The 13,012-nt window shown below is 72.5% G+C and carries 10 protein-coding genes; 4 read left to right on the top strand and 6 right to left on the bottom strand.

The window, feature by feature from the left end:
- Positions 1-93 precede the first annotated feature (93 nt).
- Positions 94-1,245, bottom strand: a complete 1,152-nt coding sequence (locus AB0411_RS29935) for a lipid-transfer protein (RefSeq protein WP_366420411.1) — start codon at positions 1,243-1,245, stop codon at positions 94-96.
- A 106-nt stretch (positions 1,246-1,351) separates the two neighbouring features.
- On the opposite strand from AB0411_RS29935, the gene AB0411_RS29930 reads away from it, so the two are divergent.
- Positions 1,352-3,040, top strand: a complete 1,689-nt coding sequence (locus AB0411_RS29930; protein WP_366420410.1) for a FadD3 family acyl-CoA ligase — start codon at positions 1,352-1,354, stop codon at positions 3,038-3,040.
- 133 nt (positions 3,041-3,173) lie between these two features.
- On the opposite strand, the gene AB0411_RS29925 is transcribed toward AB0411_RS29930, so the two are convergent.
- The 5 genes from AB0411_RS29925 to AB0411_RS29905 all read right to left on the bottom strand — a co-directional run bounded on the left by AB0411_RS29925 (position 3,174) and on the right by AB0411_RS29905 (position 9,385).
- Positions 3,174-3,764, bottom strand: coding sequence for a TIGR03086 family metal-binding protein (locus AB0411_RS29925; protein ID WP_366420409.1), 591 nt, complete (start codon positions 3,762-3,764; stop codon positions 3,174-3,176).
- Between the two features lie 145 nt (positions 3,765-3,909).
- Entirely contained in the window at positions 3,910-5,478 is a 1,569-nt protein-coding gene (locus tag AB0411_RS29920; RefSeq protein WP_366420408.1) for a class I adenylate-forming enzyme family protein, read from the bottom strand.
- Positions 5,479-5,574: 96 nt separating this feature from the next.
- Positions 5,575-5,769, bottom strand: a complete 195-nt coding sequence (locus AB0411_RS29915) for a hypothetical protein (protein ID WP_366420407.1) — start codon at positions 5,767-5,769, stop codon at positions 5,575-5,577.
- Between the two features lie 210 nt (positions 5,770-5,979).
- The gene (locus AB0411_RS29910; RefSeq protein ID WP_366420406.1) at positions 5,980-6,237 is read right to left on the bottom strand and encodes a hypothetical protein; all 258 of its coding nucleotides are present in this window, start codon (positions 6,235-6,237) and stop codon (positions 5,980-5,982) included.
- A 211-nt stretch (positions 6,238-6,448) separates the two neighbouring features.
- Entirely contained in the window at positions 6,449-9,385 is a 2,937-nt protein-coding gene (locus AB0411_RS29905) for an AfsR/SARP family transcriptional regulator (RefSeq protein WP_366420405.1), read from the bottom strand.
- Positions 9,386-9,642: 257 nt separating this feature from the next.
- Between AB0411_RS29905 and AB0411_RS29900 the strand changes: the two genes are divergently transcribed.
- The 3 genes from AB0411_RS29900 (at position 9,643) to AB0411_RS29890 (ending at position 12,983) form a co-directional block, all read left to right on the top strand.
- On the top strand, positions 9,643-10,869 hold the full coding sequence (locus tag AB0411_RS29900) for an amidohydrolase family protein (RefSeq protein WP_366420404.1): 1,227 nt from the start codon (positions 9,643-9,645) through the stop codon (positions 10,867-10,869).
- Between the two features lie 170 nt (positions 10,870-11,039).
- Complete coding sequence (locus AB0411_RS29895) at positions 11,040-12,008, top strand: TIGR03619 family F420-dependent LLM class oxidoreductase (protein ID WP_366420403.1); 969 nt, start codon at positions 11,040-11,042, stop codon at positions 12,006-12,008.
- A gap of 189 nt (positions 12,009-12,197) precedes the next feature.
- A complete protein-coding gene (locus AB0411_RS29890) occupies positions 12,198-12,983 on the top strand; it encodes an SDR family NAD(P)-dependent oxidoreductase (protein ID WP_366420402.1) in 786 nt (261 codons plus the stop codon).
- The last annotated feature ends 29 nt before the right edge of the window (positions 12,984-13,012 follow it).

Below are 13,012 nucleotides of genomic sequence, written 5' to 3'. Positions count from 1 at the left end.
GGGGACCGACGCGGCGGACGCAGCCGGTTGATCCGGCTCGGCGGAGGGGGCGGACACGGTGGACTCGACGGCTTCACGGGCGCTCATGGCGTATCAACTCCTCAGCAGCAGGGCCGAGGTGGGGACGCCCTCGCCCGCGGTGACCAGGCAGGTGGCGGCGTCGGGGACCTGCGCGGTGCTGGTGCCGCGCAGCTGTTTGACGCCTTCGGTGATGAGGTTGAATCCGTGGACGTACGCCTCGGAGAGACCGCCGCCGCCGGTGTTGAGGGGGAGGCGGCCGCCGATCTCCAGCGCGCCGCCCTCGGTGAAGGCCGCGCCCTCGCCGCGCCCGCAGAAGCCGTAGCCCTCCAGCGAGAGGGGGATCAGGGGGGTGAACGCGTCATAGATCTGCGCCACGTCGACGTCCTGCGGTCCGAGGTCGGCGCCCTTCCACAGCCGGCGGGCGGCGGTCCAGGCGGGCCCGGTGAGCGGGTCGTCGTTCCAGTAGTTGACCATGCCGTGGTGCTGGGCGGGCAGGCCCTGGGCGGCGGAGTGGACGTAGACGGGCCGCTGCCGGCAGTCGCGGGCCCGCTCGGCACGGACCACGACACAGGCCAGCGCGCCGTCGGTCTCCAGGCAGTTGTCGAAGAGGCAGAGCGGCTCGCTGATCCAGCGGGCGGTCATGTACATCTCGCGGGTCAGCGGGCGCTCGTACATCATCGCGGCCGGGTTCTGGTTGGCGCGGTTGCGGCAGGCGAGCGCGACGTTGAAGAAGTGGTCGCGGGTGGCGCCGTATTCGTGCATATAACGGCGGGCCAGCATGCCGATCTCGTCGGCGGGGCGCAGCAGCCCGAAGGGCCGGGTCCACTGTCCCGGGGTCGGCAGCTGGACCTGGATGTTCTTCCAGGGGCGCGGTCCCGAACCGCGCTTGCGGGACCGCCAGGCGACGCCGACGCTCGCCTGGCCGGTGGCGATGGCGGCCGCCAGGTGGGCCACCGTCGCACAGGAACCGCCGCCGCCGTAGCCGACCTTGGAGAAGTGGGTGACGTCCCCGGCGCCGATGGCCTTGGCTATCTCGACCTCGTCGGTCTCCTCCATGGTGTAGGAGGCGAAGGCGTCCACCTCCGAGGCGGCGATCCCGGCGTCGTCCAGCGCCGCGACGATCGCCCGGCAGGCCAACGCCTTCTCGGAGGCGGGGAGGTGTTTGGCGAACGGGGTCTGTCCGATGCCGGCTATCGCCGTAGCGTCCTTGAGGGTCGCCCCCATCGCCACCTCCGCGGTCGGTCGTCAGTGCTGACAGCGGAGGAGGCTACCGCTAATCTGACGGGCAGTCAGCTAGTGGCGCAGGGGCTCTTCGGCGGGAGGCGACGCGATGCGCGACGACCTGGAGGCGCGGGTGGATCCGGCGGCGGGGGGTCCGGCGGCGGCGGAGGACCCGGAGACGCGGGCGGATCTGGAGTACGGCGCCATCCCCCGGCTGGTGCGCACGGCCGCCCGGCGGTACGCCTCCCGGGAGGCCGTGGTCGAGGGCCGCACCCGGGTGTCGTACGCCGAGCTCGGCGAGCGGGTGGCCCGGGCGGCGGCCGCCTGCATCGCCGCCGGGGTCGAGCCCGGTGACCGCGTCGCCGTATGGGCGCCCAACACCCTCGACTGGATCGTCTCCGCCCTGGGGTCCGTCACCGCCGGAGCCGTCCTCGTCCCCGTCAACACCCGTTTCAAGGGCACCGAGGCCGCCTACGTCCTGCGCCGCACCCGCGCCAAGCTGCTCTTCGTCACCGGTACCTTCCTCGGCACGTCCTACGTCGCCTCGCTCCGCCGCGCCGCCCAGGAGGGCACCGGCCGCGGCCCGCTGCCCGGACTGCCACAGCTGGAGAAGGTCGTGGTGCTCGCCGAGGACGCCCCCGCCGACTTCGCCACCTGGCAGGAGTTCCTCGCCGGCGGCGCCGCGGTCTCGCCCGAAACGGTCCGGGAGCGGGCCGACGCCCTGCACCCCGACGCCCCCTCCGACATCATCTTCACCTCCGGCACCACCGGCCGCCCCAAGGGCGCGGTGATCACCCATGCCCAGACCCTGCGCGCCTACGACGTGTGGAGCGAACTGGCCGGCCTCCGGGAGGGCGACCGCTATCTGATCGTCAACCCGTTCTTCCACACCTTCGGCTACAAGGCCGGGATCATCGCCTGTCTGCTGCGCGGCGCGACGATGATCCCGCAGCCGGTCTTCGGCGTGGAGACCGCGCTCGCCAACATCGCCGCCGAACGGATCTCCGTGCTCCCCGGCCCGCCCACCCTCCACCAGCAGCTCCTCGACCACCCCGCCCGCGCCCAGCACGACCTCTCCGCGCTGCGCGTGGTGGTCACCGGCGCCGCCGTGGTCCCCCTGGAGCTGGTCGAGCGGCTGCGCAGCGAGCTGAGGATCTCCACCGTGCTGACGGCGTACGGCCTTTCGGAGAGCTCGGGCGTGGTCACGATGTGCCGCCGCGGCGATCCGCCCGAGGTCATCGCCACGACCTCGGGCCGCGCCATCCCGGGGACCGAGGTCCGGGTCGTCGACGCCGCGGGCCGCCCGGCGCCGCCCGGCGACCCCGGCGAGGTGCACGTCCGCGGCTACCACGTGATGTCGGGCTACTTCGAGGACCCGGCCGGCACCGCCCGGGCGATCACCCCCGACGGCTGGCTGCGCACCGGCGACGTGGGCGTCCTCGACGCGGCGGGAAACCTCCGGATCACCGACCGCATCAAGGACATGTTCATCGTCGGCGGCTTCAACGCCTATCCCGCAGAAATAGAGCAACTCCTCGGCCGCCACCCGGACATAGCCGACGTCGCCGTCGTCGGCATACCCGACCCCCGCCTCGGCGAGGTCGGCAAGGCCTACGCGGTCCGCCGCGCCGGCTCCCTGCTCACCGCCGAGGACCTGATCGCCTGGTCCCGCCGGGAGATGGCCAACTACAAGGTCCCGCGCGAGGTCGCCTTCGTCACCGAACTCCCGCGCAACGCCGGCGGAAAGGTCCTCAAGACCCTGCTGCGGAACGGGACCCCGGGGCCGGCGCCGGCGTGATCGGGGCCGGCCCCGATGAGGCCGGTTGGCCTGTGCCGAGGTGAGGGGGACGCGCGCCGACGCGGCCGGGCCGTGGGGGCGCGGGGGCGTGCCATGCGGGCGAGGCCCCTGCCCCCGCGGCCCCCTGCGCTCCCTACGCCCCCGGCGGTGCCCAGTCCGGCCGGCGGCCGCTGAGGGCCACCACCTGGTCGAGGAGCGGGGCGTCGGCGGCCACCGCCACGGGCGGGCCGAAGACCGGCACGCGGTCCGAGCTCTCGGCCAGCGGCGCGAGCAGGGCGTACGAGACCCCGAGGCTGGTCGCGTCCGGGGCGTACTCCTGGCCGGTGGCGCGCGCCAGGTCCCAGCCGTGCAGCACCAGCTCGTTCAGCGCGAACCGGCCCGCGATGGCGGCGGGCAGGGTCACCCCGCCCGCCTGGGTCTCGCCCTCCCAGGCCGCCGGATCGTGCCAGGCCCCGGCCATCGAGTCGAGGTTCCGGTCCAGCTCGTCCCGCCACCCGGGCTCGACGTCCGGCACCGAAGCATTCGGCGGGACGCTCGTCATCGGCCCCAGGTCCTTCCGCGCCGTGTGCTGGAACGCCGCGGACAGCCCGACGAGGTGGCCCAGCAGGTGGCGCACCGCGTAGGACGCGCAGGGGGTGGGGGCGTCGAGCTGCTCGTCGGCGGTCCGCGCCGCCAGCCGCGACACCAGCCGGGCCTGCGCCGTGAAGTCGATCGTGTCGGTCATCGTCCGGGTCCTTCCGTCCTGCCGGCGCATGCGGCCGGGGCGTCTGCCGGGTCTCCGACCGGAGGGGGCCGCCCTCCGGTGACGCTCCCAGTGAAGACTCCGCCGGACCCCGGAACTCATCGCCACACCGCCGCGGCGCCCCCGGCTACTCCGTATACCGCTCCCGCAGCACCGTCTTGAGCACCTTGTTCAGCGGCCCGCCGCGCGGCAGCTCGCCGACGGTCTCCAGCTGCTCAGGAAGCTTCTGCGTCATCAGCCCGGCCGACCGCAGATGCGCGGTCAGCCCGTCCAGGGTCAGCGGTGGCGCGGCCGGATCGGCGGGCGTGACCACCACGCACACCCGCTCGCCGCGCTCCCGGTCCGGCAGCCCGATCACCGCGGCCTGTGCCACCGCCGGATGGGTGTGCACCAGGTCCTCGATCTCCTGCGCGGAGATGTTCTCGCCCTTGCGGATGATGATGTCCTTGAGCCGCCCGGTCAGCACCAGGTGCCCGTCGGGGCGCAGATACCCCAGGTCACCGGTGCGGAAGTAGCCGTCGGGCGTGAATGCCTCCCGGGTCAGCGCCGGGTCCGTGTACCGCCGGAAGAGCATCGGGCCCTGGAGCGTCACCTCACCGGACTCCCCGGTTCCGGCCTCGCTCCCGTCCGGGCGGGCGATCCGGATCTCCGCCCCCACCACCGGCCTGCCGACCGTCCGCGACAGCTGCTCGTCGCTGTCGTACGGCGTGCCCATCGTGATCATCGGGCACTCGGTCATGCCGTACCCGTGCACGATCGCGCACTCCAGCTCCCGCCCCGCGGCCGTGTACAGCTCCGGAGGCATCGGCGCCCCGCCGCCGGACAGCAGACGCAGCGAGGGAATCAGCCGCCCGGCCTGCGGACTGCGTTCCCGCCGGCGTCGCGACTCATCGAGAAACGCCTGGTAGAAGGCGGTGCTGCCGCCGGCCATGGTCACGCCGTGCCGCCGGTAGACCTCGGCCGCGCGGCCCGGCTCGAAGGCGTCCAGGACGACCGCGGGAAACCCGCCGGCCAGCATGGCGATGACGTAGTCGGGGCCGGCGATATGCGCGTACGGGAAGGCCATCGAGCCGATGTCGTCCGCGGACATGCCGAGCGCGGTGGCCAGCCCGATGCCACCGGCGAGGAGGGTGGCGTCGGTGTGCTCGACGCCCTTGGGCGAGGCGGTGGTGCCCGAGGTGTAGTAGATCCAGGTGGTGCGCCCGGCGTCCCCGCCGCGCTCGCCCGCTCCAGCCGACGCGGCCGGCAGCGCTCCCGGATCCCCCTCCGGCAGCCCGTCCCCGACCGGGACCACCCGCACCCCGTCCCCGGCGAGCCGGTGCACCATCGCGGTGTGGTCGAACCCCCGCCACTCGCCCGGTACGAGCACGAACTCGGCCGCCGACTCCGCCAGGATGAAGCCGACCTCGCGCTCCCGGTGGAGCGGGATGACCGGCGTCTGTACGGCCCCGAGCCGGGCCAGCGCCAGGGAGGCCACCACGGTCTCGATCCGCGTCGGCAACTGCCAGGCAACCCGGGTCCCCGCCGCGACCCCCAGCTCCCGGAACCCGGCCGCCACCCGCAGCGCCTGGTCGCGCACCCCGTCGAAGGTGATGCTCCGTCCGTCCCCGTCGTAGAACATCGGCGCCCCGCGCGAGGCCCGCGCGCGGTACTCGACCAGTTCCCAGAGCGTGCGTACACGGGCGAGTTCGAACACAGCGCCTCCTCGCGGGTCGCGGGTGGCGTGACTGTAGCACCAGCTACTGACGGTTCGTCAGACAGCTGTCACAGTCGATGACTTGGGCCCGGGGCGTCAGGGGGTGTGGCTGTCCAGCGGTATCAGCGGCGTGTGACTGTCCGGCGGCGACACCGGCAGGTGGTTGTCCAGCACGAAGGCGGTGTGGGGCGGCGTGGGTGTATGGCTGTCGGCAAGGGCCGGTGCGGCGGCGGCGCCGAAGGCGACGAGCGTGAGTGCGCCGACGGCAAAAGCCTTCTTCATATTGGTCATGTCAACTCCTCGATCACAAAAGGGATGTGTCCCCGTGTCATAAAAATAGTGGCTCATGGGGGCAGATGTTCGACTTCTTGCCCCGGAGGTGAATCTGCCGGTCTGTCCTGCCGCAAAAATGCCGCAGGGACCGGTGTCGGTGGCTTCCCCTCCCCGCCATCGACACCGGTCCCTGCGATCCCCCGAGTACCCCCGTTGGTTCAGTGGGTCTTACTGGGGCTTGCCGACGGGCTGGTGGTTGTCCCCCGCGATCCGCTCGCCGGGCGTCGGCTGGTGGTTGTCGTCCGCAGTGGCGTTGACGCCGCTGCCCGCAATGGGCTGGTGGTTGTCGAGGGGCTTGATGACATCGCGGTCCCCCTGGGGCGGCGCCTGAGGCGCGACGCCGGCCCCCGCGATGGGCTGGTGGTTGTCCAGCGGCTTGACGATGTCGCGGTCCCTCAGATGCTGTACCTGCTTCTCGGTGCTCATTGCGATCAACTCCTGTGTGGGCGCTTACTGCCGCGCCCGCCCGGAGACTCCCCCGAGGACCGCCGGACGGGCGCGGCACGGCCGCTCACCTTAACGGGGCGACCTGGTCACCGAGCCGCTTGCCCCCCGAGGCGGCGGATCGGTAAGAAAGAGATTGGCCCTCGGCGATGAACGATCGATAAACGCCCACGATGAGCGCCCGCACCTGCGGTTATGCGACCACCGCGGGAGCCAGCAGCGCCTGGACCGCCGTGCTTTCCGGCGACCCGACGCGCTCGAAGATGGCCAGCGCCTCCTGCCAGCACACCCGGGCCCGGTCGGTGTGCCCTATGTCGTTGAGCGCCCGGCCGAGCGTGGTGAGGACGCCGGCCCGCCGGGCCTCGCCTCCGATGCCGCGCAGGGCGGCCAACGCCTGCTCGGCGTGGTTGGCGGCCGCGGCCGGCCGGCGTGCCGCGAGATCGACCTCGGCGAGCCGGAAATTGGTCATGCCTTCCCAGAACCGCTGACGGCTGTCCTGGAAGATGGTCAGGGCGGCGCGAAGCTGCTCGGTCGCCTCCGTCAGCCGGTTGGCCTGGGTGTATGCCAGCGCGAGGGCGTACATGCCGTTGGCGAGGCGTCGCTTGGCGCCCACCCGCCGGTAGATGGCGATGCCCTCCTCCGCGAGCTGTATGGCGCTGTCGACCCGCCCGGTGTCCAGGTGGACACGGGAGAGGTTGCACAGGGCGCTGGCCTCGGACTGCCAGTTGCGGTCCTCGCGGAAGGCGATCAGGGCCTGCCGCAGATAGGCCTCCGCGTCGGCGTGCCGGTGCTGGGAGTTGGCGATGATGGCCCGGTCGTTGGGCGCGTACGAGGAGGAGAACGGGTCCTCGGCCGCGACGCCGAGCAGCATGGCGGCCTTGGCGTTCTCGTCGGCCTCGTTCAGCCGCCCCGCGAGTGTGCGGGAATAGGTGAGCGAGGTGTGGATCCTCGCCTGCGCATGCTGGTCGCCGATCTCCTGGGCGGCGGCCAGCAAGGAGACGTTGGTCTGCTCGTACTGGAGGGCGTCGGCGCCGGATTCGGCCAGGTCCTTGGTGAGCAGCAGGAGGTCGACGGCACGCCGCAGGGTCTCCGCTCCGCTGCACTGGCGGGCGCAGGCCAGCAGGCAGCCGGCCTCGCTGAACAGCCATTCCAGGGCGGTGGTGCGGTCGGCGAACTCCAGGCCGGGGTAGGCGGTGGCCGCCCGGTGGTCGACGAGCCGGTCGCCGGGGCGTTCGAGGACGTACATGTTGGCGGCCGTGGCGGAGTAGAAGTCCAGCAGCCGCGACAGCGCGGCGGCCCGCTCGGAGGGCGGCTGCTCGTCGCGTTCGGCGCAGGAGCGCGCGTAGAGCCGCACCAGGTCGTGGTAGCGGTAGCGTCCCGGCGCCGCGGACTCCAGCAGGGAGGTGTCCACGAGGGACTCCAGCAGCTCCTCGGCGTCGTCGGCGTCCAGATCGAGCATGGCGGCGGCCGCCGCCAGGGAGATGTCCGGCCCGTCGGCCAGGCCCAGCAGGCGGAAGGCACGGGCCTGCTGGGGCTCCAGCTGGCCGTAGCCCAGTTCGAAGGTGGCCTTGACGGCGAGGTCGCCGGCGCGGAGTTCGTCCAGCCGGCGGCGCTCGTCGGCGAGCTTGCGGGCCAGGGTCGAGACCGTCCACGTACGGCGGGCGGCCAGCCGGGAGGCGGCGATGCGGATGGCCAGGGGGAGGAAGCCGCAGGCCCCGACGACCGCCATGACGGCCTTGCGTTCGGAGGCGACGCGCTCCTCGCCGACGATCCGGGTGAAGAGGCTCATGGCCTCCTCGGGACTCATGACGTCGAGGTCGATGAGGTGCGCGCCGGCCAGGTCGATCATGCGTGCGCGGCTGGTGATCAGGGCGGCGCTGCCCTCCGTGCCGGGGAGCAGCGGCCGGATCTGTGCGGCGTCGCGCGCGTTGTCCAGCAGTGCCAGGACGCGGCGGCCGGCGAGGGTGGAGCGGTAGAGGGCGGCACGCTCCTCCAGCCCGTCGGGGATGGAGGAGTCCGGGGTGCCCAGGGAACGCAGGAAGGCGCCGAGCACGGCCTCGGGTTCGCAGGGGGTGTGGCCCGCGCCCTGGAGATCGACGTACAGCTGCCCGTCGGGGAAGTGCTCGCGGGCGGTGTGCGCGACATGGACGGCGAGGGTCGTCTTGCCGACGCCGCCGATGCCGGTGAGCGCGGAGACGGCCATCACGCTGCCCTCGGCGGTGGCGAGTTGCGCACCGAGTTCGGCGACGAAGGCGGTGCGGCCGGTGAAGTCCGCCACGGTGGCGGGCAGCTGCTGGGGGCGCACCACGACCTGGTCGGCGGAGCCCGGGTCGTCGCTGGTGGCGGGCGGTGCGTCCAGATCGGTGTCGGCGCGGAGAATCCGCTGGTGAAGATCGGAGAGCGAGGCGCAGGGGTCGACGCCCAGCTCATCGGCGAGCAGCCGGCGCGTGTCGGCGTACACCGCGAGCGCCTCGGCCTGCCGTCCGCTGCGGTACAGCGCCAGCATCAGCAGTTCCCGCAGCCGCTCGCGCAGCGGGTGGGCGGCGGTGAGGACGGTCAGTTCGGACACCGCGTCGGCATGGCACCCGGCTTCCAGGATGAGTTCGAGCCGGGTTTCGGTGAGGGAGAGCCGCCACTCGTCGAGGCGGATGCGCTGGGTCTCGGCGTACGGACCGGCGAGTCCGGCCAGCGGCTCGCCGTCCCACAGTGCCAGGGCGCTTTCGAGGAGTTCGCGGGCGCGGCGGCGGTCGCCGGAGGCCTTGGCCTTCTCCGCCTCGGCCGCGTACTGCTCGGCGAGGTCGTGATCGAGGTCCAGGGCGCGGCCGTTGACCGGCCGGATCGCATAGCCGCCGGACTCGCTGACCAGGGCGTCGGCGTCCGCGCCCAGTGCCTTGCGGAGCCGGGAGGCATAGGTGCGCAGCGCGGCGAGCGCGGCATGCGGAGGTTCGTCGCCCCAGAGCGCGTCGACGAGTTCGGGCGCGGTGGCGGTATGTCCACCGCGCAGGAGTAGTGCGGCGAGCAGCGCGCGCTGCTGCGGGGAGCCCGCTGCCAGCGGCGTTGCGCCACGCCAGGCCCGTACGGGACCGAGCACGGTGAAGCGGAGCCGCTCCCGCCCCGGACCGTCGTCCATGGTGTCTCCCTGCTCTCAGTCATGTTGTTCGCACTGTGCGCACCACCTCGCTGTGCGCAACGGTCAGTCTGCCTTGTCGCGCCCTTTTCCGTCAGTAGGGGTCCGGGCCGTCCACAAAGCCTCCTCGGCCGATCGGGGCGGCGGGCGGAGCGATGCACGGCGAGGGGCGCGGAGCCCGTGTTCCTGCGCGCCTCCGCGTCCGTCCGGCCCTTCCGCCATTGCTGACGGATCGTCAGATCGGCGCTACCGTATCCGGCATGGAGACCTTCCCGAAGATCATCTCGGTGGACGACCACACGGTGGAGCCCCCGCACGTCTGGCAGGACCGGCTCCCTTCGAAGTACCGCGACATCGGCCCGCGCATCGTCCGGGCGCCCGTCCGGGAGATGACCTTCGTGGGTGGAAAGTTCGCTCCGAAGATGGGTGCCGCAGGAGAGGACGGGCCGATAGCCGACTGGTGGGTCTATGAAGATCTGCAACGGCCGCTGACCCGCCTCGACACCGCCGTCGGTTGCTCCCGCGACGACATCAAGCTCGAAGGCATCACCTACGAGCAGATGCGCCCCGGCTCCTTCAGCGTGCCCGAACGGCTGGCCGACATGGACGTCAACCACGTCCAGTCCGCCCTGTGCTTCCCCACCTTCCCCCGCTTCTGCGGCCAGACCTTCACCGAAGCGAAGGACCGCGAACTGGGGCTGCTGGGGGTGCGGGCGTACAACGACTGGATGGTGGAGGAGTGGTGCGGCCCGCACGCGCAGGGCCGGCTGATCCCGCTGACCCTCGTCCCCCTGTGGGACGCGGAGCTGGCGGCCGCGGAGGTGCGGCGCAACGCGGCCCGCGGCGTCCGGGCCGTCTGCTTCAGCGAGATCCCGCCCCATCTGGGGCTGCCCAGCATCCACACCGACTACTGGGACCCCTTCCTGCGGGCCTGCGACGAGACCGGCACGGTCGTCGCCATGCACATCGGCTCCTCATCGAAGATGCCCTCGACCTCCGCCGACGCCCCGGCCGCCGTCGGCTCCACGATCACCTTCGCCAACTGCTGCTTCTCGATGGTCGACTGGCTGATGAGCGGCAAGTTCGACCGCTTTCCCGGCCTGAAGATCATGTACGCCGAGGGCCAGATCGGCTGGATCCCGTACATCCTCGAACGCGCGGACGTGGTCTGGGAGGAGAACCGCGGCTGGGGCGGCGTCGCCGACAAGGTCCTCCGCCCGCCGTCCGAACTCTTCGCCGACCACGTCTACGGCTGCTTCTTCGACGACGCCTTCGGGTTGCGCAACCTCGAAGCGATCGGCGTCGGGAACGTCCTGTACGAGACGGACTACCCGCACTCGGACTCGACCTGGCCCACGTCGCGGGAGGTCGGCGAGTCCCAGATGGGGCACCTCGCGCCGGACGTGGTGGAACAGATCGTTCGGGGGAACGCGATTGCGCTGCTGGGGTTGACGGGGGAGGGGCTGTGGGGGCCGTCGGCGGGGTAGCGGGGGCCTGAAGACGGTGCCGGGGCGGAAAGTCGCGCCGGGCCCCCGCGTGCAACGGCCCCGTCGCCGGCCGCCTCCGTGACTCTTGTCCGATGGTGACCCGGGCGCCACGATGTTCCGCGCACGTTATATGACGGTCCGTCAGATCCAGTTTCCTGCCGGGAGGGTGTATGGACAGCGCGTGCGAGGCGGTATGGCGGCCCGAAGCGGGGCGGCTGGCCTATGGGATGCAGCTTCCGGTGCAGGCGCAGAGCCCCCTGTTCGCGGAGAGCTGGGAGCCGGGGGCCGGGCCCGGCGACCTGCTGGCCGTGGCGCGGGCAGCCGACCGGTACGGGTTCGCGTACATCGCCTGCTGTGAGCACATCGCGATTCCGCGGCGGCTGGCCGAGGCGATGAGCACCGTCTGGTACGACCCGGTGGCCACCCTGGCGCATCTGGCCGCCGTCACCGAGCGGGTGCGGTTGTTGAGCCATGTGGCGGTGGTGGGGCTCAAGCACCCGCTGGTCACGGCCAAGCAGTACGCGACGCTGGACCGGCTCTCCGGGGGGCGGCTGATCCTCGGGGTCGGGGCCGGGCATGTGCGGGAGGAGTTCGACGCGCTCGGGGTGGACTTCGCGCGCCGCGGCGCGGTGGTGGACGAGGTGGTCGACGCGCTGAAGGCGGCGCTGGGGCCGGAGGAGTTCCCCGCGTTCGCGGGGGAGCGCTTCGGGTTCGAGGGGCTGGGGCAGGCGCCGCGGCCCGTGCAGGCGCCGCGGCCGCCGATCTGGGTGGGCGGTTCCTCGCCCGCCGCCGTCCGCCGGGCCGCGGTGCGCGGCGACGGCTGGCTGCCGCAGGGGGACCGGCGGGCCGAGCTGCCGGCGCAGATCGGGAAGCTGCACGCGCTGCGGGAGGCGGCCGGCGTCGCGGAGCCCGTCGTGGTCGGTGCCATCGCCGAGCCGCTGTACGTCGGCGAGCCGGGGTGGGAGGTCGGCCGGCGGACCCTGTCCGGGGCGCCGGAGCGGATCGCGGAGTCGCTGCGGGAGTACGGGGCGATGGGGGTGCACCAGATCCAGGTGCGGTTCCGCAGCCGTAGTGGCGACGAACTGACGGATCAGATGGCGGCGTTCGGGACGGCTGTCGCGCCGCTGCTCAACGGCTGACGGCTGACGGCTGACGGCGGAGGGCGGCCCGGCCGCGGACGGCGTACCACCAGCGGCCCACCGACGCCGGAGTGCCGCTGACGGCATACCGCCGACCACCACCGACGGGCCGGCACCATCGCCGGCGCACCACGCCGGCCGCCGGCCCCGAACAGGCGACCACGTACTCACCAGCAGAGGAGTGCAGGCATGGGCAAGCTCGACGGGCGGGTCGTCATCGTGACGGGTGCGGCGCGTGGGCAGGGTGAACAGGAGGCGCGGCTGTTCGTGGCGGAGGGCGCGAAGGTCGTGCTCGGGGATGTGCTGGACGGGCAGGGCGAGGCGCTCGCCGAGGAGCTGGGGGAGGAGCGGGCCCGGTTCGTCCATCTGGACGTGACGCGGGAGGCGGACTGGGAGGCGGCGGCCGTCGTGGCCAAGGACGCCTTCGGGAAGATCGACGGGCTGGTCAACAACGCCGGGATCCTGCGCTTCAACGAGCTGGTGTCGACGCCGTTGGAGGAGTTCCAGCAGGTGGTGCAGGTCAATCAGGTCGGCTGCTTCCTCGGGATCCGTACGGTGGCGCCGGAGATCGAGGCGGCCGGCGGCGGCACGATCGTCAACACCGCCTCGTACACGGCCCTGACGGGCATGGCCTTCGTCGGTGCCTATGCCGCGACCAAGCACGCGGTCCTCGGGCTCACCCGGGTCGCCGCGGTGGAGCTGGCCGCCAGGAAGATCCGGGTCAACGCGGTGTGCCCGGGCGCGGTGGACACCCCGATGACCAACCCCGCCGCGCTGGATCCGGGTGTCGACCCGGCCGAGTCGAAACGGGCCGTGGACGAGCTCTACCGGAAGCTGGTGCCGCTGGGCCGGATCGGCCGGCCGGAGGAGGTCGCCAAGCTGGCGCTCTTCCTGTCGTGCGAGGACTCGTCGTACATCACCGGGCAGCCGTTCGTCGTCGACGGCGGCTGGCTGGCGGGGGTCAGCATCATCTGACGGTTCATCAGGCAGCCGGGCGGCGGCTA

Source organism: Streptomyces angustmyceticus (genome assembly GCF_040701845.1).
Classification (GTDB): Bacteria; Actinomycetota; Actinomycetes; order Streptomycetales; family Streptomycetaceae; genus Streptomyces; species Streptomyces angustmyceticus_A.
Note: the sequence above shows the minus strand (reverse complement) of the source record. Positions and strands in the feature narration are given on the sequence as shown.

What these genes read in the sequence shown, in the direction of transcription:
- AB0411_RS29935 (WP_366420411.1), bottom strand. Translation starts at nt 1,245, where the DNA reads ATGGGGGCGACCCTCAAGGACGCTACGGCGATAGCCGGCATCGGACAG.
- AB0411_RS29930 (WP_366420410.1), top strand. Translation starts at nt 1,352, where the DNA reads ATGCGCGACGACCTGGAGGCGCGGGTGGATCCGGCGGCGGGGGGTCCG.
- AB0411_RS29925 (WP_366420409.1), bottom strand. Translation starts at nt 3,764, where the DNA reads ATGACCGACACGATCGACTTCACGGCGCAGGCCCGGCTGGTGTCGCGG.
- AB0411_RS29915 (WP_366420407.1), bottom strand. Translation starts at nt 5,769, where the DNA reads ATGACCAATATGAAGAAGGCTTTTGCCGTCGGCGCACTCACGCTCGTC.
- AB0411_RS29910 (WP_366420406.1), bottom strand. Translation starts at nt 6,237, where the DNA reads ATGAGCACCGAGAAGCAGGTACAGCATCTGAGGGACCGCGACATCGTC.
- AB0411_RS29905 (WP_366420405.1), bottom strand. Translation starts at nt 9,385, where the DNA reads ATGGACGACGGTCCGGGGCGGGAGCGGCTCCGCTTCACCGTGCTCGGT.
- AB0411_RS29900 (WP_366420404.1), top strand. Translation starts at nt 9,643, where the DNA reads ATGGAGACCTTCCCGAAGATCATCTCGGTGGACGACCACACGGTGGAG.
- AB0411_RS29895 (WP_366420403.1), top strand. Translation starts at nt 11,040, where the DNA reads ATGGACAGCGCGTGCGAGGCGGTATGGCGGCCCGAAGCGGGGCGGCTG.
- AB0411_RS29890 (WP_366420402.1), top strand. Translation starts at nt 12,198, where the DNA reads ATGGGCAAGCTCGACGGGCGGGTCGTCATCGTGACGGGTGCGGCGCGT.